Origin of the sequence: Bradyrhizobium amphicarpaeae (assembly GCF_002266435.3) — a bacterium.
In the GTDB taxonomy this organism is placed as follows: Bacteria; Pseudomonadota; Alphaproteobacteria; order Rhizobiales; family Xanthobacteraceae; genus Bradyrhizobium; species Bradyrhizobium amphicarpaeae.
In genome coordinates, this window is the sequence record NZ_CP029426.2 from 2,306,911 (window position 1) to 2,332,472 (window position 25,562).

Annotated in this window: 27 protein-coding genes; 18 read left to right on the forward strand and 9 right to left on the reverse strand. The window is 65.1% G+C overall.

Annotation, left to right across the window (positions count from 1 at the left end):
- The first annotated feature begins 103 nt into the window (after positions 1–103).
- From CIT40_RS10675 to CIT40_RS10750, 16 genes are all read left to right on the forward strand, one after another.
- On the forward strand, positions 104–487 hold the full coding sequence (locus tag CIT40_RS10675) for a hypothetical protein (RefSeq protein ID WP_094892433.1): 384 nt from the start codon (positions 104–106) through the stop codon (positions 485–487).
- The gene (locus CIT40_RS10680; RefSeq protein ID WP_094892434.1) at positions 484–1,566 is read left to right on the forward strand and encodes a PHA/PHB synthase family protein; all 1,083 of its coding nucleotides are present in this window, start codon (positions 484–486) and stop codon (positions 1,564–1,566) included. The genes CIT40_RS10675 and CIT40_RS10680 overlap by 4 nt, the downstream gene beginning before the upstream one ends.
- Positions 1,563–2,156, forward strand: coding sequence for a GNAT family N-acetyltransferase (locus tag CIT40_RS10685; RefSeq protein WP_162307436.1), 594 nt, complete (start codon positions 1,563–1,565; stop codon positions 2,154–2,156). The genes CIT40_RS10680 and CIT40_RS10685 overlap by 4 nt, the downstream gene beginning before the upstream one ends.
- 225 nt (positions 2,157–2,381) lie before the next feature.
- The gene (locus tag CIT40_RS10690) at positions 2,382–2,837 is read left to right on the forward strand and encodes a phasin (protein ID WP_094892436.1); all 456 of its coding nucleotides are present in this window, start codon (positions 2,382–2,384) and stop codon (positions 2,835–2,837) included.
- Positions 2,838–3,069: 232 nt separating this feature from the next.
- On the forward strand, positions 3,070–4,356 hold the full coding sequence (locus CIT40_RS10695; protein ID WP_094892437.1) for a DUF445 domain-containing protein: 1,287 nt from the start codon (positions 3,070–3,072) through the stop codon (positions 4,354–4,356).
- Between the two features lie 188 nt (positions 4,357–4,544).
- Positions 4,545–5,315 carry an esterase/lipase family protein gene (locus CIT40_RS10700; RefSeq protein WP_162307437.1) on the forward strand — a complete coding sequence of 257 codons (771 nt, stop codon included), beginning with the start codon at positions 4,545–4,547 and terminating at the stop codon, positions 5,313–5,315.
- A gap of 199 nt (positions 5,316–5,514) precedes the next feature.
- The gene (paaX, locus tag CIT40_RS10705) at positions 5,515–6,381 is read left to right on the forward strand and encodes a phenylacetic acid degradation operon negative regulatory protein PaaX (RefSeq protein ID WP_094892439.1); all 867 of its coding nucleotides are present in this window, start codon (positions 5,515–5,517) and stop codon (positions 6,379–6,381) included.
- A 75-nt stretch (positions 6,382–6,456) separates the two neighbouring features.
- A complete protein-coding gene (paaA, locus tag CIT40_RS10710) occupies positions 6,457–7,449 on the forward strand; it encodes a 1,2-phenylacetyl-CoA epoxidase subunit PaaA (RefSeq protein ID WP_094892440.1) in 993 nt (330 codons plus the stop codon).
- A 9-nt stretch (positions 7,450–7,458) separates the two neighbouring features.
- On the forward strand, positions 7,459–7,746 hold the full coding sequence (gene paaB, locus CIT40_RS10715) for a 1,2-phenylacetyl-CoA epoxidase subunit PaaB (RefSeq protein WP_015687593.1): 288 nt from the start codon (positions 7,459–7,461) through the stop codon (positions 7,744–7,746).
- Positions 7,746–8,522: a 1,2-phenylacetyl-CoA epoxidase subunit PaaC gene (gene paaC, locus CIT40_RS10720; RefSeq protein WP_162307438.1), complete on the forward strand. Its 777-nt coding sequence runs from the start codon at positions 7,746–7,748 to the stop codon at positions 8,520–8,522. The genes paaB and paaC overlap by 1 nt, the downstream gene beginning before the upstream one ends.
- Positions 8,516–9,019 carry a 1,2-phenylacetyl-CoA epoxidase subunit PaaD gene (gene paaD / locus CIT40_RS10725; protein ID WP_094892442.1) on the forward strand — a complete coding sequence of 168 codons (504 nt, stop codon included), beginning with the start codon at positions 8,516–8,518 and terminating at the stop codon, positions 9,017–9,019. The genes paaC and paaD overlap by 7 nt, the downstream gene beginning before the upstream one ends.
- Before the next feature lie 138 nt (positions 9,020–9,157).
- Positions 9,158–10,240, forward strand: coding sequence for a 1,2-phenylacetyl-CoA epoxidase subunit PaaE (gene paaE, locus CIT40_RS10730; protein ID WP_094892443.1), 1,083 nt, complete (start codon positions 9,158–9,160; stop codon positions 10,238–10,240).
- A gap of 101 nt (positions 10,241–10,341) precedes the next feature.
- Entirely contained in the window at positions 10,342–10,791 is a 450-nt protein-coding gene (paaI, locus tag CIT40_RS10735) for a hydroxyphenylacetyl-CoA thioesterase PaaI (protein WP_094892444.1), read from the forward strand.
- Positions 10,792–10,830: 39 nt separating this feature from the next.
- Entirely contained in the window at positions 10,831–12,162 is a 1,332-nt protein-coding gene (gene paaK / locus CIT40_RS10740) for a phenylacetate--CoA ligase PaaK (RefSeq protein WP_094892445.1), read from the forward strand.
- A gap of 76 nt (positions 12,163–12,238) precedes the next feature.
- On the forward strand, positions 12,239–13,243 hold the full coding sequence (locus CIT40_RS10745; protein WP_094892446.1) for a quinone oxidoreductase family protein: 1,005 nt from the start codon (positions 12,239–12,241) through the stop codon (positions 13,241–13,243).
- A gap of 113 nt (positions 13,244–13,356) precedes the next feature.
- The gene (locus CIT40_RS10750) at positions 13,357–14,412 is read left to right on the forward strand and encodes a YeeE/YedE family protein (RefSeq protein ID WP_094892447.1); all 1,056 of its coding nucleotides are present in this window, start codon (positions 13,357–13,359) and stop codon (positions 14,410–14,412) included.
- Here the strand turns inward: CIT40_RS10750 and CIT40_RS10755 are convergent.
- Positions 14,391–15,305 carry a DMT family transporter gene (locus CIT40_RS10755; protein ID WP_094892492.1) on the reverse strand — a complete coding sequence of 305 codons (915 nt, stop codon included), beginning with the start codon at positions 15,303–15,305 and terminating at the stop codon, positions 14,391–14,393. The two genes, CIT40_RS10750 and CIT40_RS10755, sit on opposite strands and share 22 nt — an antisense overlap.
- Before the next feature lie 82 nt (positions 15,306–15,387).
- Between CIT40_RS10755 and pdxR the strand changes: the two genes are divergently transcribed.
- Positions 15,388–16,836 carry a MocR-like pyridoxine biosynthesis transcription factor PdxR gene (gene pdxR / locus CIT40_RS10760; protein ID WP_094892448.1) on the forward strand — a complete coding sequence of 483 codons (1,449 nt, stop codon included), beginning with the start codon at positions 15,388–15,390 and terminating at the stop codon, positions 16,834–16,836.
- On the opposite strand, the gene CIT40_RS10765 is transcribed toward pdxR, so the two are convergent.
- Genes CIT40_RS10765 through CIT40_RS10785 form a run of 5 tightly spaced genes read right to left on the reverse strand, consistent with a single transcriptional unit; the run spans position 16,833 to position 21,592 of the window.
- Positions 16,833–18,062 (reverse strand): bifunctional alpha/beta hydrolase/OsmC family protein, encoded by a 1,230-nt coding sequence (locus CIT40_RS10765; protein WP_094892449.1) that lies wholly within the window; start codon positions 18,060–18,062, stop codon positions 16,833–16,835. The two genes, pdxR and CIT40_RS10765, sit on opposite strands and share 4 nt — an antisense overlap.
- A gap of 27 nt (positions 18,063–18,089) precedes the next feature.
- Positions 18,090–18,749: a sulfite oxidase-like oxidoreductase gene (locus CIT40_RS10770; protein ID WP_094892450.1), complete on the reverse strand. Its 660-nt coding sequence runs from the start codon at positions 18,747–18,749 to the stop codon at positions 18,090–18,092.
- Positions 18,750–18,752: 3 nt separating this feature from the next.
- Positions 18,753–20,075 carry an MFS transporter gene (locus tag CIT40_RS10775; protein WP_094892451.1) on the reverse strand — a complete coding sequence of 441 codons (1,323 nt, stop codon included), beginning with the start codon at positions 20,073–20,075 and terminating at the stop codon, positions 18,753–18,755.
- A gap of 29 nt (positions 20,076–20,104) precedes the next feature.
- Positions 20,105–21,325, reverse strand: coding sequence for a cytochrome P450 (locus CIT40_RS10780; protein ID WP_094892452.1), 1,221 nt, complete (start codon positions 21,323–21,325; stop codon positions 20,105–20,107).
- Between the two features lie 57 nt (positions 21,326–21,382).
- Positions 21,383–21,592, reverse strand: coding sequence for a ferredoxin (locus CIT40_RS10785; RefSeq protein ID WP_094892453.1), 210 nt, complete (start codon positions 21,590–21,592; stop codon positions 21,383–21,385).
- 132 nt (positions 21,593–21,724) lie between these two features.
- Between CIT40_RS10785 and CIT40_RS10790 the strand changes: the two genes are divergently transcribed.
- On the forward strand, positions 21,725–22,372 hold the full coding sequence (locus CIT40_RS10790; RefSeq protein WP_094892454.1) for a TetR/AcrR family transcriptional regulator: 648 nt from the start codon (positions 21,725–21,727) through the stop codon (positions 22,370–22,372).
- Here CIT40_RS10790 and CIT40_RS10795 read toward each other — a convergent pair.
- From CIT40_RS10795 to CIT40_RS10805, 3 genes are all read right to left on the reverse strand, one after another.
- A complete protein-coding gene (locus tag CIT40_RS10795; protein WP_094892455.1) occupies positions 22,369–23,013 on the reverse strand; it encodes an aspartate/glutamate racemase family protein in 645 nt (214 codons plus the stop codon). The genes CIT40_RS10790 and CIT40_RS10795 overlap by 4 nt on opposite strands.
- A 169-nt stretch (positions 23,014–23,182) precedes the next feature.
- The gene (locus CIT40_RS10800) at positions 23,183–24,196 is read right to left on the reverse strand and encodes an amino acid ABC transporter substrate-binding protein (RefSeq protein WP_094892456.1); all 1,014 of its coding nucleotides are present in this window, start codon (positions 24,194–24,196) and stop codon (positions 23,183–23,185) included.
- A 13-nt stretch (positions 24,197–24,209) separates the two neighbouring features.
- Positions 24,210–25,559, reverse strand: a complete 1,350-nt coding sequence (locus tag CIT40_RS10805; protein WP_094892457.1) for an aspartate aminotransferase family protein — start codon at positions 25,557–25,559, stop codon at positions 24,210–24,212.
- Between the last annotated feature and the right edge of the window lie 3 nt (positions 25,560–25,562).

Consider the following 25,562-nt stretch of genomic DNA (forward strand, 5'->3'; position numbering starts at 1 on the left):
CTACGCGACACTCAGCCGCTGACCCCGGTTGACCACTCCCTCGCAACGGTGTCGTATGGCGGAAAGAAGGGGCATCGAAGCTCTCGATATCAGGAGGACGCCGATGACCGACAAGACCAACGACCCCGTTGCCATGTGGCAGAAGATGATGGGCGAGATGGAGAAGGGGTTCAACTCCTTCGCCAACCAGGCCATGTCCTCGCCCGAGTTTTCACAGGCGATGAACCGCGCGGGCGGTGTTGCTGCAGGTGCTCAGAAGCAGCTCGGCGAGCTCATGGAGAAATATCTGGTCTCGATGAACCTGCCGAGCCGGGAGCAGGTCACCGGTCTTGCCGAACGGCTGCAGTCGGTCGAAGCTCAGATCGGCGAGATCAAGTCGATGCTGAGCCGGATGGCTGCGAGTTCCGGGATCCCGTCGGACATGGACGGCGCGCCGCGACCACCGCGGACGAAGCGCCCGCCTTCCGAAAGCGGAGAGCCGACATGAACGCGCCGACGGGACTTGATTTCGCATCCATCCCGGAGCGCATCCAGTCCGAGGTGCAGCGCGCCATCCAGCGCAGCATCAAGGGCGTCGAGTATTTCTCGACCTCCGGCCCATCGCTCGGCTCGACTCCGAAGGACGTGCTGCATACGCGCGGCACCATGAATCTCTATCACTACCGGCCGATGTCGGACGAGATCTACCGCGTGCCGGTGCTGATCGTGATGGCCACCACCAACCGCGGCTACATTCTCGACCTCGTGCCCGGCCAGAGCTTCATCGAATTCCTGCTCAAGCGCGGTTACGATGTCTATTTGCTCGACTGGAGCGCGCCGCGGCCGGAGGAGAAGAGCCTGCGGATGGAGGACTACGTCCTCGACTTCATCCCCGATTGTGTCCGCCGGGTGCAGGTCGATTCGGGCGAGCGGGACGTCTCCGTGATCGGCTATTGCTTCGGCGGCGTGCTGTCGCTGCTCTACGGCGCGATCCACGCGGATGGGCCGATGAAGAACCTGATCTGCTTCACCACGCCGATCGATTTCCGCGAGATGAAGCTGTTCGCCAATTTCTCCGACCGCCGCTATTTCGACGTCGACCGCCTCGTCGACAGTGTCGGCAACGTGCCGCCGGAGATGATCCTGTCCTCGTTCGAGATGCTGCGCCCCGCCTCGCGCACGGTGAGCCAGATCCAGCTCTGGGAGAACATCTGGAACGACGAGTTCGTCAAATCCTACCGCATGTTCGACCGCTGGGCGACCGATACGCTGCCGCTGGCGGGCGAATATTTCCGCGGTATCACCAAGGACCTGATGTGGGACAACAAGCTGTTCAACGACGCCATGTCGGTCGGCGGCCGCGCGGCGAATCTCGAAGATATCAAGGTGCCGTTCCTGCACGCGGTCGCCGAGCACGATCACATCGTGCCGTATGAGGCCGCCAAGCACCTGATCGCGAAGATCGGGTCCGAAGACAAGGAAGAGGTGATGCTGAAGGGCGGTCACGTCTCGCTCGTCGCGGGAGCCAACGCGGTTAAGCGGCTGTGGCCGAAACTGGATTCCTGGCTGGGAAAGAGGTCGACATGAGCGAGCAGCGTTCCTATCCGCGCCACGTCAAGACCGACGCCGGCGATATCGAGATCCGCCTGATGTCGCCCGCTGATGAAGCCGCGGTGCTGGCCTTCGGCAAGGGCCTGCCGACCCACGATTTATTGTTTCTTCCGCGCAACATCAGCGAGCCGAAGGTGCTGTCAGCCTGGGTCAAGGAGATCGAGCGGGGCGTGATCACGAGCCTGCTTGCGGTCAGGGACGGCAAGGTGGTCGGCTGCGGCACGCTGGTGCGCGATCCGCACTCGTGGTCGCCCCATGTGGGCGAGATCCGCATGGTGGTCTCGCTCGACGTTCGCGGGAAGGGGGTAGGGCGGGCGCTGTCGCAGGAGACCTTCGCGCTCGCGCTCGGCGCGGGCCTGGAGAAGTTGTCGGTCCAGATGACGGTCGACCAGCAGGCCGCAATTGCCGTTTTCGAGAGCCTCGGTTTCAAGGCCGAAGCATTGCTGCGGGACCACGTCCGGGACGTCGACGGCAAGACCCACGACATAGTCGTGCTTGGCCACAACATCGCGCAGGTCCAGGCCCAGATGGAAGCCTACGGGCTGCCGGGGGCGGTCCAGCACTAGGCACGCCCGGCCGCCATCGAAAAATGGAAATCAACCCCATGCACAGTAGGCCGCAACCCAAAAAGGCGGCAGCTTGCCCGAATTTAGCGCTGTTCACGGCTTCGTGATATCGCACTGCAACATTGATATTGCATCGCACCATTAACTATGCCATATAAGCCGTGCCCCGGGCCAATGCGGACGGGGTGAGCCCATAGCTCAAAGCAATGAGGATGGAGAAACCCCATGACCACTGAAACCAACACCGCTTTCGAGGGCTTCAAGGACGCTTTCAAGGACATCCAGAATCTGGAAGTTCCCGAGGCTGCCCGCGAGTTCGTCAAGAAGTCCGCCAACACCGCCAAGGACCGTACCGCCGAGGTGTTCGCTGGCTCCGAGCGCGTGACCGCCGCCGTCGAGAACGCGGTGACCGAATCCGTCGCCGAGGCCGGCAAGATCAGCCGCAACATCCAGCAGGCGATCTATGACGACGCCCAGGCGTTCTTCGCCGGCATCGACAAGCTTGCGTCCGCCAAGTCGTTCAGCGAGGCCGTCGAGATCCAGTCGAGCCTGCTGCGCTCCCGCGGCGAAGTGTTCGTCTCGCGCGCCAAGGCGACCGCAGACTATGTCGGCCAGCTCGCCGCCAACGGTGCCAAGTCCGCTCAGGACAATTTTGCCAAGGTCTACAACAAGACCGCCTGATCCGGCGCCCTGAGTTCAAACTGAATTTGAGGCCCGCTTCGGCGGGCCTTTTGTTTTGTCTGCTGCGTTCCCCGAATGCAGTGCAGCGCGCCCCTGGCGATGCGAAGCATCGTCCAGTGCGGCAAGGTGCTCTGCTGATCCGGGGTCCATGCTGGGTCCCGGCTCTGCGTCGCAACGCTGCGCGTTGCGCCTTGTCCGGGACACGAAGAGACCGACGCGCTAAGTATCGCTCATGACGCCACCCGCCACCTTCTCCTTCGACACCCCCGGCGATGCCGAACGCGCCGCCGAGCTGCGCCGCGTCAAGGCGCTGGCGACGCTGGTGCTGGCTTCGACGCTCGCGCTGTTCGTCGTCGCGAAATGGCTGCTTCCCGTGCATCCCGTGTTCGGCTTCATCGCGGCCTTCGCGGAAGCGGCGACCATCGGCGGCCTCGCCGACTGGTATGCCGTGGTCGCGCTGTTCAAGCGGCCGCTCGGCCTGCCGATTCCGCATACCGCGATCATCCAGAGCAACCAGGCTCGCATCGCCGACAAGCTCGGCGAGTTCATCCAGGTGCATTTCCTCTCGGCAGATCCCGTCGAGGCCAAGCTGAAGGAGATCGATTTCGGCTCCTTCGTCGCCGACTGGCTGCGCGATCGCAAGCGCAGCGATGATTTGGCGCGGTTCGCGCTCCGTTTGTTGCCGGAAGCCGTCTCGGCGACCGAGAGCTCGGGCCTGATGACCTTCATCATCCGTCGGATGTCTTCACAGCTCCAGGCCGTCGACCTTGCGCCGCTTGCGGCCGGCACGCTGCGCGGCTTCGTGGCGGAGGGGCGCCACCAGATCCTGTTCGACGATCTCCTGCGCGTGATGCACGAGACGTTGAACCAGACAGAGACGATGGGGATGATCCGCGAGAAGGTGCGCGCGGAATTGCCGACCCTGCTGCGACTCTATCGCGCCGACAAGTTTCTGGTGAACAAGATCGTGGCCTCCGCCACCGCCTTCTTCAACGAGGTGCGCAGCGATCCCAAGCATCCGTTCCGCGGCGAGTTCGACCGCATGGTGCTGAGCTTCGTCGACCGGCTCGGCACCGACCAGGCCTATATCGACCGCATCGACGGCTTGAAGCGTGATCTCCTGGCGCGGCCCGAGCTCGCCGATCTCGCCCGCACCGTCTGGGCCAACACGCGCTCTTTCATCGAGCGCAGCGCGAGCGGCGAGACACAGGTGCTGCAGCATCACCTCGCCGGCATGTTCGTCGCGGCGGGCGAGGCGCTTGCCGGCGATGCCGAGCTGCGCGGCGAGATCAACAAGGGGCTGGTCACGGTGCTGCGCAGCTTCGTCGCAGACCAGAAGAGCGGCGTTTCGATCTTCATCTCCGACCAGGTCAAGGCGTGGGACATGGCGCAGTTGATTTCGCTGATCGAAATCAACATCGGGCGCGACCTGCAATACATCCGCTTCAACGGTTCGCTGATCGGCGGACTGGCCGGGCTCGGGCTCTACTCCGTAGAATTCCTGCTTCGATTGCTGTGACTTTTGCGTCACTGCCGTTGGCATTAACGTGCGGGGCTATTGTCGCCCCGCGACTCTCCCGCTTGAATGCAGGGAACCGGCCGCCTAGCTGATTCATGTTGCGCTGCGGAACGATCCGGAAGCCGGCTTGTTGGAAATCCATGCCTATTTGCCGGCCTCTCGACCGGCCCTTCTCAGAGGACACAGTGATGACCGCTACTGCCCAGACGCTGCGTGCGCCGTCCAAAACTCTGATGTTCTTGGAAGGGCGCGCGATCCACGAGTTCGGCGCGTTCCTCGGCGCACTGCCTCTGCTGAGTCTTGCGTCGCGTGGCGACGGGCATCCAGTGCTCGTGCTGCCGGGTCTCGTGGCCTCGGACGCCTCCACGCGCGCGCTACGCACGTTCCTGAGCAGCAAAGGCTACGCGGTGAGCGGCTGGCGCCAGGGCCGCAATTACGGCCTGCGTGACGGCGTGCAGCACGCGATGGTCGATCTGGTCCAGGAGCTGAACGATACCCATGGCCGCAAGATCAGCCTGGTCGGCTGGAGCCTCGGTGGCCTCTATGCGCGTCAGCTTGCCAAGATGATGCCCGAGCGCGTGCGTCAGGTGATCACGCTCGGAAGTCCTTTTGCCGGCAATCCCCGTTCGACCAATGCCTGGCGCGTCTATGAATGGGCCAGCGGGCAGAAGTCCGACGAGGTCGATCCCGAGTTCGGCGGCGAGCTCGCCGCTCCGCCGCCGGTGCCGACCACGGCCATCTTCAGCCGCACCGACGGCGTCTGCGCCTGGCAGGGCTGCATGGAGAAGGCGGGCGCGCAGACCGAGAGCATCGAGGTCGAGAGCAGCCATTGCGGCATGGGGCACCATCCGGCCGTGGTCTACGCGGTCGCCGACCGCCTTGCGCAGAAGGAGGGCCAGTGGCGCCCCTTCGACCGCAGCGGCTGGCGCAGCCTGGCGTATCCCGATCCGCATCGGTGAACGGGCCTGCATGGTTTCGAGACGCGCGGCGTTGCCGCGCTCCTCACCATGAGGGTTGGGGACCGTTGACGCCACATGAAAGCCAGACCTCATCCTGAGGAGGCGGGAAGCGCCGTCTCGAAGGACCGAGCCCGGGCCTCGCTTCCGTTGTCGCACCCGTCCATTGTCGCGCCCGCACCAAACGCGCTAAGCCTGCCGCATGGCGCATCCGCTCTCCCGCATCATTGACCAGCTCAAGCGCGAGCCGTCACGCACCGGCTCTATCGTCATCACCGTGTTCGGCGACGCCATCGTGCCGCGCGGCGGTGTGGTGTGGCTTGGCACGCTGCTGGAATTCTTCGGGAGTCTGGACATCGATGCCGGCGTAGTACGCACCGCGATGTCGCGCCTTGCCGCCGACGGCTGGCTCACCCGCGAAAAGGTCGGCCGCAACAGTTTCTATCGCCTGGCCGACAAGGGTCGCCAGACGTTCGAGGCTGCGACGCGGCACATCTACGATCCGCCACCGTCCGATTGGACGGGGCGCTTCGAGCTGCTGCTGATCGGCAACGGGGAGGATCGTGACGCTTCGCGCGAAGCGCTCCGTAATGCCGGCTTCGGCAGTCCGCTGCCGGGCGTGTGGGTCGCGCCGTCGGGCGTGCCGGTGCCGGATCAAGCCTCGGGCGCGATCCGCCTCGAAGTCTCGGCCGAGGACGACAGCGGCCGTCGCCTGCTCAGTGCGAGCTGGCCGCTGGATCGCACCGCGGATGCCTATCTGAAATTCATGAAGACGTTCGAGCCGCTGCGTGCCGTACTTGCGCGTGGTTCGGAGCTGTCCGAGGCCGACGCCTTCACCGCACGCATCCTCCTGATCCACCACTACCGCCGCGTCGTGCTGCGCGATCCGCTGTTGCCCGAAAGCCTGTTGCCGGCGGACTGGCCGGGCACGGCGGCACGGGAGCTGTGCGGCGAGATCTATCGCGCGCTGCTTGCCGCCTCGGAACAATGGCTCGATGAACATGGAACCAACGAGAAGGGGCCATTGCCGCCAGCGCGAAAGCTGCTGGAAAGGAGGTTCGGCGCCTGACTATTATGTTACAGAAATATCTTGCACGACTTGATTCTTGTTATATATTGCCTCCCAACAAACGGGAGGACGCGCATGTATACCCAGGCGCTGAATACGGCCGAGACCGATGATCGCGGTCTCGAGGACGCGGCCAAGGCTGCGCAATTCCAGGCCCGGATCGATGCCGAAGAGCGGATCGAGCCGAACGACTGGATGCCGTCGGCTTATCGCAAGACGCTCACCCGCCAAATCTCGCAGCACGCCCATTCCGAAGTCGTCGGCATGCTGCCGGAGGGCAATTGGATCACCCGTGCGCCGACCCTGCGCCGGAAAGCCGCGCTGCTCGCCAAGGTGCAGGACGAGTGCGGCCACGGGCTCTATCTCTACGCCGCCGCCGAGACGCTCGGCTCCTCGCGCGAAGAGCTGGTCGATGCCATGCTCGCGGGCAAAGCCAAGTATTCCTCGATCTTCAACTATCCGACCTTGACCTGGGCCGACATCGGCACCATCGGCTGGCTGGTCGACGGCGCCGCGATCATGAACCAGATCCCGTTATGCCGCTGCTCCTACGGTCCCTATGCCCGCGCGATGATCCGTGTCTGCAAGGAGGAATCGTTCCACCAGCGCCAGGGCTACGAGATCATGCTGACGCTGTGCCGCGGCTCGGACGAGCAGAAGGCGATGGCGCAGGATGCGCTGAATAGATGGTGGTGGCCGGTGCTGATGATGTTCGGCCCGCCCGATGCCACGAGCCAGCACAGCGACGCTTCGACGAAGTGGAAGATCAAGCGCTTCTCCAACGACGAGCTGCGCCAGAAATTCGTCGACGCGACCGTGCCGCAGGCGCAATATCTCGGCCTCACCATTCCCGATCCTGGCATGACCCAGGATGCCGACGGACACTGGCGATACAGCGAGATCGACTGGACCGAGTTCAAGCAGGTGCTCGCCGGCAACGGCCCCTGCAATCGCGACCGCATGGCCGCGCGCCGCAAGGCTCATGCGGAGGGCGCCTGGGTGCGCGACGCAGCGGCAGCCTATGCGGCAAAGCGCGCGCAGCGCCAGACCGCACAAGCCGCGGAGTAGGAGATCGATATGGCCACGCCGAACACGCCGCTGTGGGAAGTCTTCATTCGCAGCCGCAACGGGCTCGCGCACAAGCATGTGGGATCGCTGCATGCCAGCGACGCCACCATGGCGCTGCAGGCCGCCCGCGACATCTACACCCGCCGCGGCGAGGGCCTGTCGATCTGGGTCGTGCCGTCGAGTGCGATCACCGCCAGCGATCCCGCCGAGAAGGGCATGATGTTCGAGCCGGCGGAATCGAAGATCTACCGGCATCCGACCTTTTACGAGGTGCCCGAGGAAGTGGGGCACATGTGATGGCGACCGCCAACATCCAGGTCTCCGAAACGCCGCTGGTGCTCTACGCGCTGCGCCGTGCCGACGATGCGCTGATCCTCGGTCACAGATTGTCGGAATGGTGCGGGCATGCGCCGATGCTGGAAGAGGACATGGCGCTCTCCAACATCGCGCTCGACCTGATCGGCCAGGCACGTGAGCTCTACACGTACGCGGCCAAAGCCGAAGACAAGGGCAACGACGAGGACAAGCTCGCTTACTTGCGGGACGTGCGACAGTATCGCAATTTGCTGCTGGTCGAGCAGCCCAACGGCGATTTCGCCCAGACCCTGGTGCGGCAGTTCTTCTATTCGGCGTTCGCGGATCTCTACTGGCGCGCGATGATGAATTCGCGCGATACGACGCTGGCGGCGATTGCCGCCAAGTCGGAGAAGGAGAGCGCCTATCATCTGCGCCACGCCTCCGAGTGGCTCATCCGGCTCGGCGACGGCACTGATGAAAGCCATGCCCGTGCGCAAGCTGCGATCGATCACCTCTGGGCCTTCACCGGCGAGATGTTTGCCGTCGATGACGGCGAGCGTGCGCTGATCCACGCGGACATCGCGATTGATCCAGGCACCTTGCGCGGTCGCTGGTTGCAGACGCTCTCCGATGTCGCCAGCGAAGCCACACTGGTTTTGCCGCGGAATGACTGGATGCAGCAAGGCGGCCGCGCGGGCCGGCACAGCGAGCATCTCGGCCATCTCCTGTCCGAGTTGCAGTCGATGCAGCGCACCTTCCCGGGGCTGGCATGGTGAGCGTGCTCGACCGCGACAGCGAGCTGCGCCAGCGCGCCTGGGACGCCGCGGCGGGCGTGGTCGATCCCGAAATCCCGGTGCTGACCATCGCCGACCTCGGCGTGTTGCGCGAGGTTGCACTCGACGGCGATCATGTCGAGGTCGCGATCACGCCGACCTATTCCGGCTGCCCGGCGATGAACATGATCGCGCTGGAAATCGAGGTTGCGCTGGAGCGCGCCGGCTTCCACCGTCCGAAAGTGCGCACCGTGCTGTCGCCGGCCTGGACCACCGACTGGATGACCGAGGAGGGCCGCCGAAAGCTGCGCGCCTACGGCATCGCGCCGCCGCAGGCCTCGAGCTCGCGCCGGGCGCTGTTCGGCGAACAGGCGGTGGCCTGCCCGCAATGCGGCTCCGAGAACACCGAGCTGCTGTCCGAATTCGGCTCCACCTCGTGCAAGGCGCTGTGGCGTTGCAGGTCCTGCCGCGAACCCTTCGATTACTTCAAGTGTCATTGAGAAACGCGTGATGCTAGGCCCACCGTCATTGCGAGGAGCTCTTGCGACGAAGCAATCCAGGCTGCCTCCGTGGAGCGACTCTGGATTGCTTCGCTTCGCTCGCAATGACGGCGGTGAGACCAAGCTGGGGTATTTCTAATGTCAGCCATCGCACCGCGCTTCCATCGTCTGGCCGTCAGCGACCTTCGCCGCGAGGCGTCCGACGCCGTCTCGATGACATTCGCCATCCCCGGCGAACTCGCGCGCGATTACGCCTTCACGCCCGGCCAATACCTCACGCTCCGCACCACGCTGGACGGCGAAGAGGTGCGCCGCTCCTATTCGATCTGCTCCGGCCCCGATGACGGTGAGATCCGCATCGCCGTGAAGAAGGTCGACGGCGGTGCGTTTTCGAGCTGGGCGGCGGACGAGCTGAAATGCGGCGACGAACTCGACGTGATGACGCCCACGGGCCGCTTTGGTGTGATCCCGCCGGCAGAGCGCGGACGCATCCATGTCGGCTTTGCCGCCGGCTCCGGCATCACGCCGATCCTGTCGATCGTCAAGGGCACGCTGGCGCGGGAGCCGGGCAGCCGTTTCTTCCTGTTCTACGGCAACCGCACCACCGACAACATCATGTTCCTCGAAGCGCTCGAGGAGCTGAAGGACCGCTTCATCGATCGCCTCTCCATCTTCCACGTCATCTCCGGCGAGGACCAGGACATCCCGATCCTGCATGGCCGGCTCGACGGCGACAAGGTGAGGGTGCTGCTGCGCTCGCTGGTGCCGGCGGGCAGCGTCGATCATGTCTATGTTTGCGGGCCCCTCGGCATGAGCGAGGACATCGAGGCGACCTGCCGCGAACTCGGCATCGCGGAAGACCGCATCCACGTCGAGCGCTTCGTCTCCGAGTTCGGCGGCAAGCCGCGGCCGAAGAAGGCGGTTGCGCCCGACGCGCCGCCGAAGGCGATCGCCTCGCTGATCATCGACGGCAAGCGGCGCGACGTCCCGGTGGCCGAGGACGAGGCGATCCTCGATGCCGCGTTGCGCGCCGGCGTCGATCTGCCCTTCGCCTGCAAGGGCGGCATGTGCTCGACCTGCCGCGCCAAGCTGGTCGAAGGCGAAGCGCCGATGGACATCAACTACTCGCTGGAGCCGTGGGAACTGAAGGCCGGGTTCGTCCTGACCTGCCAGGCGAAGCCGTCGTCGGAGCGGGTCGTGGTCGATTATGATCATGTCTGAACAGGCGCCTGCGACGCTGACGATGCAAATGCGTCGCATTATTTGACAGTCTTGGCCAACCAGCAGAACATCATGGGCAAACATCTCGCCGGGAGAAGCGCGTGAACCTCAAGACGGCCCTGGAGCCAGGGGATATTGCCCGCGCCTGCGCCGACGCGATGTGGGCGGAGGACGATGCCTCCAAGGGGCTCGGCATGGAGATCGTCGAGATTGGTCCCGGCTTCGCGACGCTCGCGATGAACGTGCGGCCGGACATGGTCAACGGCCAGCGCATTGCCCATGGCGGCTTCATCTTCACGCTCGCCGATTCCGCCTTCGCGTTTGCCTGCAATTCGCACAATGAACGCGTGGTCGCCGCGCAAGGCCAGATCACCTTCATCAAGCCGGGCAAGCTCGGCGACCGCCTTGTTGCGAAGGCGCGCGAGATCACGCGCGGCGGCCGCTCCGGCATCTATGACGTGCGCGTCACGGCAGGCGATATCGTCATCGCCGAGTTCCGCGGGCACTCACGCGTCATTCCCGGCAAATGGCTGCCGGCGCAAGACGAATAGAAGATCAAGAAAAGTACAAAGCAATGGTGGGAAACGAGGATGGCTTTGACGAAGCTCAAGGAAGGCGGCAGCACCTATAGCGCCGAGATGGATGCGCATGAGCGCGCCTCGCGCGACGAGATCATGGCGCTGCAGAAGCAGCGGCTGGCCTGGTCGCTGAAGCATGCCTATGACAACGTCGCGCATTATCGCGGGGCTTTCGACGCGGCCGGCGTGCATCCGTCCGATTTTCGCGAGTTCTCCGATCTCGCGAAATTCCCGTTCACGGTGAAAACGGATCTGCGCGACAATTATCCCTTCAACATGTTCGCCGTGCCGCGCGAAAAGCTGGTGCGCGTGCACGCCTCGTCCGGCACGACCGGCAAGCCGATCGTGGTGGGCTACACGCAACGTGATATCGACACCTGGTCGGACGTGATGGCGCGCTCGATCCGCGCCGCCGGCGGCCGCACCGGCATGATCATCCACAATGCCTATGGCTATGGCCTCTTCACCGGCGGGCTTGGCGTGCATTACGGCGCCGAAAAGCTCGGCTGCACCGTGGTGCCGATCTCCGGCGGCATGACCGAGCGGCAGGTGCAGCTCATCAACGACTTCAAGCCGGATATCATCACGGTGACGCCGAGCTACATGCTGGCGATCCTCGACGAGTTCAAGCGCCAGAAGCTCGACCCGCGCCAGTGCTCGCTCAAGGTCGGCATCTTCGGCGCCGAGCCCTGGACCAACGCGATGCGCGCCGAGATCGAGGACGCCTTCGACATGGACGCGACCGACATCTACGGCCTGTCCGAGGTGATCGGTCCCGGCGTCGCCCAGGAATGCATCGAGACCAAGGACGGCCTGCACATCTGGGAGGATCATTTCTATCCCGAGGTGATCGACCCCGAGACGGGCGCTGTGCTGCCCGACGGCGAGAAGGGCGAGCTGGTCTTCACCTCGCTCACCAAGGAAGCCTTTCCGGTGATCCGCTATCGTACCCGCGACCTGACGCGGCTGCTGCCGGGCACGGCGCGTCCGGGCATGCGGCGGATGGAGAAGGTGACCGGGCGCTCCGACGACATGATCATCCTGCGCGGCGTCAACCTGTTCCCGACCCAGATCGAGGAGGTGCTGCTCGCGACCGATTGGTGCGGCGGCCACTTCATCCTGGAGCTGACCCGTGAAGGCCGGATGGATGAGCTCACCATCATCGCGGAGGCGCGATCCGAAAGCTGGGATGGCCGCGGTCTGCTCGACCATGCCGACCGGGTTTCGACCCACATCAAGAACACCATCGGGATCAGCTCCAGGGTGCAGGTGGTCCCGCCGGCCACGCTGGAGCGCTCGCTCGGCAAGGCGAGACGCCTCTTCGACAAGCGGCCCAAGGACTGATTTGATCTTAATCTTGGCCGATTGACTTGACCGGCTCCAAAGGCGACAAGGCCCGCGAGAAATCGCGGGTCTTTTCATGTCGCCAGCCGAACCCAAAACCGTCGAAGCGCGCTGCGTGCGCCTCAATGCCAAGGCCGAGAACGCTGCCGCGGTCGCGCCGGTGGTCGAGCGTCATACGCTGACGCGCGGTTCGAACGATGTCCTGATCGAGGTGAAGGCGGCCGCCGTCAATCCCTCCGACGTGAAGGCAGCGACCGGGTTGATGCCCTATGCCGTGTTCCCGCGCACACCGGGCCGCGACTATGCCGGCGTGGTGATCGAGGGGCCGGCCGGCACCGTCGGCCGCGAGGTGTTCGGCTCCTCCGGCGATCTCGGTATCCGCCGTGACGGCACCCACGCAACCCATCTCGTCGTCGAAGCCGACGCGGTGGTGGAGAAGCCGACGACGGTGTCGTGGGAGGAGGCCGCCGGCATCGGCGTGCCCTTCGTCACCGCGATGGAAGGTTTTCGTCGCGCCGGCGTGCCGAAGAGCGGTGAGACCGTTCTGGTGTTCGGCGTCAATGGCAAGGTCGGCCAGGCTGCGGTGCAGATCGCGACCTGGCAGGGCGCGCGCGTCATCGGCGTGGTGCGCAAGGCGGAAGCCTACGAAGGCCATACCAATGCCCCCATCGAGGTGATCGACGCGTCCGCGACCGACGTCGCCGCGCGCGTGCGCGAATTGACCGGTGGCACGGGCGCCGACATCGTATTCAATACCGTCGGCGATCCCTACTTCCAGGCCGCGCACAAGTCGCTCGCCTTGCGCGGCCGCCAGATCCTGATCGCCGCGATCGATCGCATCGTGCAGTTCAACATCCTCGAATTTTATCGAGGGCAGCACACCTATGTCGGCATCGACACGCTGGGCCTGTCCTCGGCTGCGACCGGCGCGGTGTTGCGCGATCTCGGCCCGGGCTTTGCGAGCGGGCACCTGAAGCCGTTCCCGATCAAGGCGGGCGCCGTCTATCCGCTGGAGCGCGCCAGGGAGGCCTACGCTGCGGTGGCCGGCTCGTCGCGCGATAGGATCGTCCTGCGACCATGAAGCTCGTCATTGCGAGCGCAGCGAAGCAATCCAGAGTCTTGCCGCAGCGGCAGCCTGGATTGCTTCGCTGCGCTCGCAATGACGGGAAATGGCGAGAGTTCTGAGAACAATCGATGGAATCTGCCCAACTCGTCATTGTCGCCGGCCTAGCCATCGGCCTTGTCTACGGCGCCGTCGGCCTGCTCAGCGGCTTCTGCCTGATGAGCAGCATGCGCGGCTGGTTTGCGGGGGGAGACGGACGCCTGGTGCGGACTTATGCGCTGGCGATCGCGGTTGCGATCGCCGCGAGCCAGTTCCTTGCGGGCACCGGCATGGTCGATCTCGGCAAGTCGATCTATCTGCAACCTACCTTTTCGGCGCCGGTGCTGTTCCTCGGCGGCCTGCTGTTCGGCTACGGCATGGTGCTGTCGAACGGCTGCGGCTCGCGTGCGCTGGTGCTGCTCGGCCGCGGCAATCTCCGCTCCTTCGTCGTCGTGATCGTGCTCGGCATCGCCGCGCAGATGACGCTCAAGGGCCTGATTGCGCCGGCGCGCATTGCCCTGGTTCAAGCCTCGCAAACCACCGTCAGCGTCAATTCGCTGCCGTCGCTGCTGGCGACGCTTGGCCCGGCGGAAGCGCTTTCGCGCGCGCTGGCTGCTGCCGTACTTGTCGTTGCATTGATCCTGTTTGCTTTCGCGCATCCGGCGTTCCGTCGCTCGCCGGGCCAGATCTTGGGGGGCGTCGTCGTCGGACTGCTGGTTGCGGGCGGATGGCTCGTCACCGGCCATCTCGGCGCCGACGACTTCAACCCGGTTCCGGTGACCTCGCTGACCTTCATCGCACCGATCGCGGACGCCCTGCAATACGCCATGCTCTCGACCGGCCTGACGCTGAACTTCGGCATCGCGACGGTCGCCGGCGTCTTCGCCGGCAGCCTGATCACCGCACTGGCCACGCGACGATTCCATCTCGAAGGCTATTCCTCACCGCGCCACATGCTGCGCTCGGCCGGCGGCGCCGCGCTGATGGGGATCGGTGGCGTGATGGCGTTCGGCTGCTCGGTCGGGCAAGGGCTCACCGGCGTGTCGACGCTGGCGCTCGGGTCGTTCGTCGCCTTCGCCGGCATCCTGCTTGGCACGATGGCAGGCCTGCGCGGTGTTTTGCGCGTTCAGCCGCTCGCTGTGGCCTGATTGCGCAGCAGGCGATCACCCAGCGTCGCAAGGCCGATGCCGGCGAGGATCAGCGCGGCTGCGACGACAAGGCTCTTGTCGATCGGTTCCCCCAGCAGGATCGCCGCGCTGGCGATGCCGACGAGCGGCGTCCCGGTGGTGCCGAGCGACGTCGTCAGCGCCGAGATGCTCTTGTTGACCATCGACATTGCCCAATAGGCCAGCGCCGTTCCGATCAGGCCGGAATAGAGGAACAGCAGCACGAGCCTGCCCGACCACTCGGCGTGCGGCACGCCCTCCATGATGATCGCCGATCCCGTCAGCACGACGGTTGCCACGAGCAGCTGCCAGATCAGCAATTGGAGGGGAGACGCGATCCATCGATGCGCGCGGATATAGATGATGTTCGCCGCCCAGGACATCGCGGCCAGAATGACCATTCCGGCGCCCAGTACGACGTTGGAATTGGTCCAGTCGATCGAATTCGGGTTCAAAATGACGGCAAGGCCGATCAATCCAAGCAGCGCGCCGACAAGCTTCGGCGCGGTCAGCGTGTCTTGTCCGAGCAGCGGCGTCGCGATCGCGACCCAGAGCGGCGTCGTGTAGCCGAGCACGATGGCCTTGCTCGCGGGCAGGAATCGGACGCCGGCCGCAACCAGAACCGAGAATATCGTCATGTGCAGCAGCGCCACGCTGAGGACCACGGGAATGTCGCGCCGCTCCGGGATCACAAGATTGTTGCTCAGTCCGAGGATCACGAACAATCCGGCGAGAGCGATCCAGCTCCGGATCGCCGAGGTCCACAGCGGCGGCAAGAACTGAACGAGCTGTTTCGTGACCGACCAGTTCACGCCCCAAGCCAGCACGACGATGAGGAACAGGCCGACTGCCGCGCGGGGTGAGAGGGAGTTCATTGCAATATCCTTGAAGCAGTCCAGCTCGGCGGATAGCATCCGGATTGGCACCTGAAAAAGTGCCAGATATGAAAGGAATAAGGTGCCAGTTTCGGAAGACGTGATTTCCGCGCTGATCGCGCTGAAGCGGACCGACGCCGAGGGACTGGCGGCGCAGCTGACCAGCCAGATCCGGGGCCTGATCGCGGACGGCCGTCTGGCCAAGGGGCGGACGCTGCCGTCGAGCCGAAGGCTCGCGAGCGATCTCGGCGTCTCGCGCAATACCGTCACCTATGCCTTCGAGCAACTCGCCGCCGAGGGATATCTCGCGGCGTCGCACGGTCGTCGTCCCGTGGTCACGGTCGACGGCGGCGAACGTGTCGAAGGGACCGGCGCCGCCGCGTCCGGCGCGCGCTCGCGCAAGCCGCGGCTTTCACCCTGGGCCTCGAAGCTCAAGCAGGCCGACTGGCCGCTGTCCTACCAGGCTCCGCTCAAGCCGTTGCGTCCCGGGCACGGCGATTTCAGGGAGTTTCCGAACGAGATATGGGCGCGCTGCTTGCGCCGCAGCGCCGTGCAGGCGGCGAGGCGCCAACTCGGATCGGTCAACCGGTCCCGCCTGCGCGAGGCTTTGGCGCATTATCTGGCCAACAGCAGGGGCGTCCGCGCAACGGCGGACCAGATCATGATCCTGCCGAGTGCACAGGCCGCGCTGACCCTGATTGCGGCTGCAATCATCACACCCGGCGACGGGGTCTGGGTCGAGGACCCCGGCTATCCCGGCGCAGCAGCCGCCTTCCGCGCGTCCGGCGCGCGGCTCACTGGCATCAGACTGGACGAGCAGGGCATGCAACGGATGCCGGGTCGCACGGCTCCAACGTTAATCTTCATGACGCCATCGCACCAGCACCCGACCGGGCGGCTGATGTCGCTGGCCCGCCGCACCGAACTTCTCAGGCTGAGCAGGCCCGGCAAGACCTGGATCGTCGAGGACGATTACGACGGCGAATTCCACTATGACAGCCGGCCGGTGCCCGCTTTGCAAGGCCTCGATGCCCATGGCCGGGTGTTCTATGTCGGCACATTCTCGAAGGCGATGACGTCGGATATCCGGCTCGGCTATCTCGTCGTGCCGCCGGCACTGGTCGGCACGTTCGAGACCGCGCAGCGGCATATCGGGCTGATTGCCGCGAGCCACATCCAGGAGGCGTTGGCCGAATTCATTGCCGACGGGCATTTCCTGGCGCATCTGCGCCGCGTGCGCCGTCTCTATCACGCGCGCCGCGATCACCTCGTCGAGGGATTGCAGCGCCATCTCGGCGAGGTGTTGTCAGTCGAAGTTCCCTCGGGCGGCATTCAGCTTGTGGCCCGTCTCAAGCGCGGCCGCACGGATCAGGCGGCGGTCGAGCGGCTTGGCGCGGCCGGCGTCGTGACGCGCGCCCTGTCAAGCCTGGCCCTGGAACGCCCGCGCGATCACGGCCTGCTGCTCGGCTTTGCGGCTTGGCGCGAGAACGAGATCAGCGTCGCATTACGGACGATGGCGTCGTGCTTCTAGCGTGTTGAGTCCACGGCTCTGGTCACGATACGGATTTCCGAGGTCAGCGTCCGGTGTACCGGGCACTTGTCGGCGATCTCCATCAGCTTCTTGCGCTGGTCGGCATCCATCTCACCGTCGATTGCGATGTCGCGCTCGATCTGGTCGAGCATGCCCTCGCGCGTCTCGCACTCCGCGCAATCCCTGGCGTAGATCTTGGAATGCTTCAGCGTGACCGTGACGCGATCGAGCGGCAGCGACTTGCGGTCGGCATAGAGCCGCATGGTCATGGAAGTGCATGCGCCAAGGCCGGCGAGCAAGTAGTCATAGGGACCGGGACCAGCATCTTCGCCGCCGGCCGTAACCGGCTCGTCCGCCACCAGATGGTGCGGCCCAACGGTGATGGCCTGGTTGAACTTGCTCTTGCGGGTCTCCTGCACGACGACCTTGCGCGGTTCGGCGAGATCGATCGGCTTTGCGGGCTTTGCGGCGTCGATGTAGCGGCTCGCCCAGGCCGCGACCACATCAGCCGCGTAGAGCGCATCAGCCGGCTTGCTCAGGAGATGGTCGGCATGGTCGAGCGAGACGAAGCTCTTGGGATGCTTTGCCGCCACGAAAATCCGCGTCGCGTTGTCGATGCCGACGGTGTCGTCGATCGGCGACTGCATCACCAGCAGGGCCTTGTGCAGGCCGGTGATGTCTTTCATCAGTTCGTGCTCGGCTACGTCGTCGAGGAATTCGCGCTTGATCCGGAACGGGCGGCCCGCCAGCGAGACCTCGACCTCGCCCTGCGCGCGGATGTTGTCGATATGCTCCTTGAAGAGGCCGGTCACATGCGCTGGATCGGATGGGGCCGCGATGGTCACGACCGCCTTGGCCTCGGGAATCCTTCCAGCGGCTGCGAGGATCGCGGCGCCGCCGAGGCTGTGGCCGATCAACAGCGACGGCGCCTTGCCGGCGTTGCGCAGATGGTCGGCCGCGCGCACGAGATCGGCGACGTTGGACGAAAACGTCGAATTGGCGAAATCGCCTTCACTGGAGCCGAGCCCGGTGAAGTCGAAGCGCAGGACCGCGATGCCCCTGGCTGCCAACGCAACCGAGATGCGCTTGGCCGCGAGCGTATCCTTGCCGCAAGTGAAGCAGTGCGCAAACAGCGCATAGGCCGCAGGCTCGCCGTCCGGCAACTCCAGCGCGGCTGCAAGCTGATGGCCGCCTTCGCCCGTGAATTGAAAGCGTTCCGTCGGCATGGGCGTCCCCTCGTTCCTGCTTGAATTCTAATCGTCGGAATAGCGCTGCTCGGCCCAGGGATCGCCGCGGTTATGATAGCCGCGGACTTCCCAGAAGCCCGGCGCGTCCTCGGTCAGGAATTCGATGGACTGAAGCCATTTCGCGCTCTTCCAGAAATAGAGATGCGGCACGACCAGCCGCACCGGGCCGCCATGCTCTTCCGTCAGCGGCTGGCCGGACCAGCTATGGGCGAGCAGCGCATCCTCGGCGGCAAAGTCTTCCAGCGCGAGGTTGGTGGTGTAGCCGTCATGGGAATGCAGCGTCACGAAGCGCGCATCCTCCCGCGGCTGGCAGGCCGCGAGCAGCTCGCGCGTGGCAAGCCCTTCCCACTCATTGTCATAGCGCGACCAGGTGGTGACGCAGTGGATGTCGGAGGTGAACCGCGCCTGCTTCTGCGCGGTGAATTCGGCGAAGGTCCAGAACACGGGACTTTCGACCGCGCCGTAGACGTCGAGCCGCCAGCGGTCGCGCGATATGGGCGGCACCACCCCGAGATCGAGCACAGGCCAGTCCTTGGTGAGGTGCTGGCCGGGCGGGAGTCTTTGGTCCTCCGGCCGCGTGATCTTCCCCGTGAGAAAGCGGCCCTCGCGCGCCCATTTCTCCTTGGTGCGCGTCAGCTTGCTGTCGGATGGTGTCTCGTCAGCCATAGTCTACTCGTGCCGATGCATTGCGGAACTGTGCTTGGTGTCGCGCATGGTAGCATAGATGACCAGGGACAGGCAGATGATAGCGCTGAGGTAGAAGTAGAACCATTGCTCGTGCCCGATGCTCTTGAAATAAAGCGCGATCGCCGGTGCCGTGCCGCCGAAGACCGACACCGTGATGGCGTAGGGCAGGCCGACGCCGAGCGCGCGGACATTGGTCGGGAACAGCTCGGCCTTCACCACCGCGTTGATCGAGGTGTAACCGGCGACGAACAGCCAGGCGCAGCAGATCAGGACGAACGCGACAAAGGGCGACTTGGTCTCCTTCAGCGTCATCAACAGCGGCACCGTCGCGAGCGTGCCGGCGACACCGAAGAAGATCAGCAGCGGCTTGCGCCCGATCTTGTCGGAGATCGCGCCGTAGATCGGCTGGAGGATGGTCGCGAAGATCAGCGTGCCGAAGATCACGAAAGTGGTCTGGTCCTCGGTCAGCCCGACCGAAAGCTTGACGAAGGTCTGCATGTAGGTGGTGAAGGTGTAGAACGCGGCGGTGCCGCCGGCGGTGAGGCCGACCACCAGCAACAGTTCGCGCGGATAACGCAGCAGATTGGTGATCGAACCGGTCGGCTTCACCACCTTCCTGGCTTCCTCAAACGCCTCCGTCTCGTGCAGGCCGCGCCGCATCACCGCGGCAAAGATCGCCAGCAGCGCGCCGATCGCAAAGGGGATGCGCCAGCCCCAGGCCTTCAGCTCCTCGGGCGTCAGGAACACCTTCTGCAGGAGCAGCAGCACGATGATCGCGGTGAGCTGGCCGCCGATCAGGGTGACGTATTGGAAGCTCGAATAGAAGCCGCGGTGCTTGGGATCGGCGACCTCGCTGAGATAGGTGGCGCTGGCGCCATATTCGCCGCCCAGGCTCAGGCCCTCGATGACCCGCGCAAGCGCGAGGATGACCGGCGCGGCGAACCCGATCGTGGCATAGGTCGGCGTCAGCGCGATGATCAGCGAACCGAAGCACATGAAGACGACCGAGAGCGTGAGCGAGATGCGCCGTCCGAAATGGTCGGCGAGATAGCCGAACAACCAGCCGCCCAGGGGCCGCATCAGGAACGTCGCCGCGAAGACGACGGCGACGTTCAATTGCTGCACGACGGGGTCGTTGCCGGGGAAGAAGGCGGGAGCGAAATAGAGCGCGAACGCCGTGTAGGCGTAGAAGTCGTACCACTCGACGAGATTGCCGATGGAGCCGATGAAGATCGCCTTGATCCGCCGCTTCGCGTCGGCGATGTCGATATGGTCGGAGGCCGGGTTGGTTGCCTGTTCAGTCACGTCCGGCCTCTCCGTTGTCTGGAAAAGGCCTACATCGCCTTTCCGAGCAGGAATGGCAACTGGCGAGGGCCTCGCACCGTTCCCTGTGACCAGGCCACCGTGCCTGCCGGATCGAGCCGGAAATCCGGGATGCGCCTCAGCCATTCCTCCAGCGCCACCTGCATCTCCATGCGCGCGAGGTTGGAACCGACGCAGCGGTGAATGCCGAGGCCGAAGGCGGCGTGCCGATTTTCGCGACGGTCGATCACGACTTTGTCAGCGTCCGAAAACATCTCAGGGTCGCGATTTGCGGCCGGGAAGGACAGCAACACCATGTTGCCCGCCTTGACCGGGCAGCCCGAGATCGTGGTCTCCTTGACCACCTCGCGGGCCATCGTCACCGGAGAATAGGCGCGCAGCAGCTCTTCCACCGCGGTCGGGATCAGCCCGGGTTCGGCGATCAGTCTCTCGCGGTCGCCCGGCGTCTTGGCGAGGTGCCAGAGCGAGGAGCCGATCGCGCTCCAGGTGGTGTCGATGCCGGCGATCAGGAGCAGGCGCAGCGAGCCCAGGACGTGGGACTCTTCCAGCGGCTGGCCTTCCTTGTCCCTGGCATTCATCAGATAGGAGATCAGATCGTCGGTCGGCTTCGATCTTCGCTCCTCGATATGCGTCCTGAAATAGGCACTCATCTCCTGGACGGCCTGGAGCAGCTTGCTCTCGTCCTTGATGCCGAGCTCCAGGATCATGTGGATCCAGTTGATGAAGAGATCGCTGTCGCTCTCGGGGATGCCGAGCATGTGGGCGATGGCCCGAACCGGGATATATTTGGCGTAGCGCGCGGCGGCGTCGACCTTGCCGTCGGCGATGAAGCCGTCGATCAGCTCGTTGCAGATCGCGCGCATCCGCGGCTCCAGCTTCTTCATCGCGTCCGGCGTGAAGGGCGGCAACAAAAGCTGCTTGGCTGGCTTGTGCTCGGGCGGATCGGAAGTGATCGGCGGTGCGGCGTTCCTCGCGACCTCGGGACGGACGTCGCGCACGATGATGCGGCGCGAGGAAAAATGCTCGGTGTCGTTGGCGATCTCGCGCACTGCTTCATAGGTGGTCGGCATGTAACAGCCGAGGAAACGCTCGGTGTGCACGACCGGGCTTGCGGCGCGCAGCTCCTCCCAGATCGGAAAGGGATCCTCCGTCCATTGCGGATCGGTATGATCGAAATCATGGACCCAGTCGGTGACGGGCGGATGGGCGGCGGGCGGAGTGGCGTCGGACATCTCGGATCCCTTAAGAACTGGTGGTCGCTGAAGGCACGCGGTGCGGCTAAAGCCGCGCTACTCCTCGATCACATCGATCGCAATCTCCGGGCAATTGGATTTGGCAAGCCAGGCTTTGTCTTCGAGACCGGGCGGAACGACGCCGTCGCCGGCTTCATGGGCGTTCCCGTATTCGTCGAGCTCGAACAGCTCCGGCGCAAGCGCCTTGCAGCGTGCGTGGCCCTGACATTTGTCGGGGTCGACGTGAACTCTCAGTCGTTCCGCCATGCGGCTTCCTCGGCCTGTGCGCGGACCGGGCGGGTCGGCGCGTTCCTCATCATGAGTTTCTTTAAGTTATAGCATATTACATTCGCGACAGGCTTCCTCTGTCAAGCGCAAACTTATAGGCTTGCCGTCAAGATGCGTTCACAAGCCGCTCGCAAGTCCGAGAACTCCTATCATCACGGCGATCTCCGCGACGCCTTGATCAAGGCCGCATTGCGCGAGGCGGAGCAGGGGGGTGCCGAGGCGATCAGCATCAAAGCATTGGCGAAGCAGCTCGGCGTGTCGCAGCCGGCGCCATACCGGCACTTCGCCGACCGTGATGCCTTGCTCGCGGCAGTGACGGCGGAGGCGTTTCGCGAGCTCAGCGCGATTTTGCGCGAAGCTATGGCAAAACCGTCGAAGCAATCGAAGCTGTCGCGGCTGGCGCAGGCGACGCTCGAATTCGGTCTGCGCCGCAACGGCATCTATCGCTTGATGTTCGCCTCACGCACGGTGTCATGCGCAGCCAAGGGCAGCGAACTGCAACAGGCCACGCACGAGACATTTGGGTTGGTGATCGAAGCGCTGGAAGCCCCTGCTGTCGGCTTTCTGCGCGAACGCCAGGCTCTCAAGATCTGGGCGGCGCTGCATGGCGTGGTGATGCTGGCCGAGCAGGGCCTGTTCACCGGCGAGGCCGCGCACGCCACGCGTGAGGAACTGGTCGAGGACTTCGTGAAGGAGACGAAAGCTGCGCTCGCCGTCGCGATCAAGGACGCGCGGCGACGGAAGAAAGCGGGCGCCTAGGCCTTCAGTACCTTCATCAGCTTGTCAACGGCGCTGTCCGGCGTGGTCACCACGGGACGGCCGGTGGCTTCCGCAACGAGCGGCGCTGTCGAGGCGATGCTGAACTGCGCCAGCGCAATGACGTCGCAATCGCGCAGATCCTTTGATGCGTCCACGATCAGCCGGTCGTGCATGGCGCGGTCGCCGCGGTCGAGCGCCGCCAGCGCGCCCTCGGCGAGTTTCGGAACGATCTGGACCGAGGCCGGAAACTCCGGCGGCATCGAGGCCAGCGTCGGCGGGAAGGTCGAGAGCAGGCCGATGCGCTTGCCCATCGTCACCGCGCGCTCGATCATGGCTTCGTTCGGCTTCAGCACCGGCATCGGCGCATGCGCACGTGCCACCGCCTCGATGCAAGGGCCGAACGCCGAGCAGGTGAACAGGATCGCATTGGCGCCCGTCGCCGCAGCATAGTCGCCGAGCGCGAGGAAGCGCCCGGTCATGGCGTCGTTGAGCACGCCGTCGCGGGCCAGATCCGCCGACAGGCTGTCGTCGAGCAGGTTCATCAGCCGCGCCTCCGGCCAGGCCGTGGCGAATGCCGCTTCGATCGGCGCGATGGAATGCTTGAGGGCGTGGATCAGGGCGATGCGCGGGGGCGTGGTCATTGGGAGTGACTACCTGGTCGGTCTCGTGCCCCGGACGCGGCGCAGCACGAAGTGATGCGCTGCTAAGCCGGGCTTATTCTTTTGGAGAGTCAGAAGCCGTGGCCTCCTGGGTCCCGGCTCTGCGCAGCAGCGTTGGCACGCTGCAGCGCGTCCGGGACACGAGAGACGTTTACTTGAACGGCACCGCGTACATCAAGCCGCCCTTGCTCCAGAGGCCGTTGAGGCCGCGGTCGAGCTTGAGCGGGCTCGCCTTGCCGACATTGCGCTCGTAGATCTCGCCGTAATTGCCGGTGGCCTTGAGCGCGGTGACCAGCCATTTGTTGTCGAGCCCGAGCCGTGAGCCGAGGTCGCCGGAGGCACCCAGCAGGCGCTGGATCGCGGGCGTCTGCGACTTCGCCATGTCGTCGACATTGCCTTGCGTGACGCCGAGCTCTTCGGCCTCGATCAGGCCGTAATGCAGCCAGGTGACGATGTCGCTCCAGACCTCGTCGCCGTTGCGGGTGAAGGGGCCGAGCGGCTCCTTGCTGATGGTCTGCGGCAGCACGACGTAGTCGGCCGGGTTCGGGGCTGCGGTGGTCACGGCGCCCGCGAGCGCGGAGGCGTCCTGGGTCATGGCGTCACAGCGGCCGCCGAAGAAGGTCTGGTACATGGTGTCGACACGGTCGAACACCAGCGGCTTCCAGTCGATGCCGTTGGCGCGGCCGTAATCGCCGAGCGTGACTTCGTGCGTGGTGCCCTGGGCGACGCAGACGGTGGCGCCCTTCAAGTCCTTGATCTCCTTGACGCCGAGGTCCTTCTTCACGACAAAGCCCTGGCCGTCGTAGAAATTGATCGGGCCCTGGCGGAGGCCGAGCGTCACACCGCGCAAATAGGTCTGCGTCGAGTTGCGGTAAAGCACGTCGATCTCGCCCGATTGCAGCGCGGTGAAGCGGTTCTGCGCGGTCAGGGAGACGTAGCGCACCTTGCTGGCATCCCCCAGCACGCCGGCCGCGAGCGCGCGGCAATAGTCGACGTCGAGGCCTTTGTAGTTGCCTTGCGAGTCCGGCGCCGAGAAGCCGGCAAAGCCGGCGCTGACGCCGCACACCAGCGTGCCGCGGCTCTTCACCGTGTCGAGCGTCGCTGCCTGCGCCACGACTGCCGATGCCGCGAGCGCGCCGGCTGCGATAACCACTTTCCTCATCATGCTATAACTCCCCTCAGTGATTGACACTACGCAATACGTTGTCGACGGCCGTGCCGAGCTTGTCGACGATCTGATCGATCTCATCTGCCGACGTGATGTAAGGCGGCGCCAGCAGCAAATGATCGCCGCGCACGCCGTCGACGGTGCCGCCGCCGGGATAGCAGCCGAGACCATTGGCGAACGCTTCCGCCTTGATCTTCTGATTGAGCTTGAGCGCCGGATCGAACGAGGTGCGGCTGCCGCGATCGGCGACCAGCTCGATCGCCCAGAACAGGCCGCGGCCCCTGATGTCGCCGACATGGCGGTGATTGCCGAAGCGCTCGGTCAGGCGCTGTTCGAGCTGGCTGCCGCGCTCCTTGACGCGATCGAGCAGGCCGTCCTCTCGGATCACGTCCTGTACCGCCAGTGCGGCTGCGCAGGCGAGGGGATGTGCGAGATAAGTGTGGCCGTGCTGGAAGGCGCCCGAGCCGGCGCGGATGGTGTCGATGATCCTGCCGCTCGCGAGCATCGCCCCAATCGGCTGGTAGCCGCCGCCGAGCCCCTTTGCGATCGCCTGGATGTCGGGCGCAACGCCTTCCTGCTCCCAGGCGTGCGTGGTGCCGGTGCGGCCCATGCCGCACATGACCTCGTCGAGAATGAGCAGCGCGCCGTGCCGGTCGCAGATCTCGCGCACCGCCTTGAAGTAGCCGTCAGGTGCCGTCACCGCGCCGGCGGTGGCGCCGACGACCGGCTCGGCGAGGAACGCCGCGACGGTGTCGGGACCCAGCCGCTGAAACTCCGCTTCGAGCTCCGCCGCAAGCCGCGCCACGAACTGTGTATCGGATTCACCGTCGCGCTTCTCGTGATAGGCGAATGCCGGCGTCACATGGCTGAAGGCGGCCGAGAGCAGCGGCGCATAGGGCGCGCGCCGCCAGGCGTTGCCGCCGGCGGCGAGGGCGCCCAGCGTGTTGCCGTGGTAGCTCTGTCGTCGCGCGATGAAATGTTGCCGCTGTGGCTCGCCGCGCTCGATGAAATATTGCCGCGCGAGCTTGATGCTGGCTTCGATCGCCTCGGATCCGCCGCTGACGAAATACGCATAGGCGAGGCCGCCGGGCTCGTGCCCGACCAGGGTTTCGGCCAGCGCCTCGGCCGGCTCGGACGAGAAGAAGGCGGTGTGTGCATAGGCGAGCGTCGAGGCTTGCTTCGCCATCGCCGCGATCACGCGGGGATGCTGGTGGCCGAGACACGAGACGGCGGCGCCGCCGGAGGCGTCGAGCACGCGCCGTCCGTCCTCCGCAAAGAGATAGACGCCTTCGCCGCCGATCGCCTTGGGGGGCGTCTCGCGCAACGAGCGGTGCAGCACGCGGCTGGTGCGGGTGGCCATCGG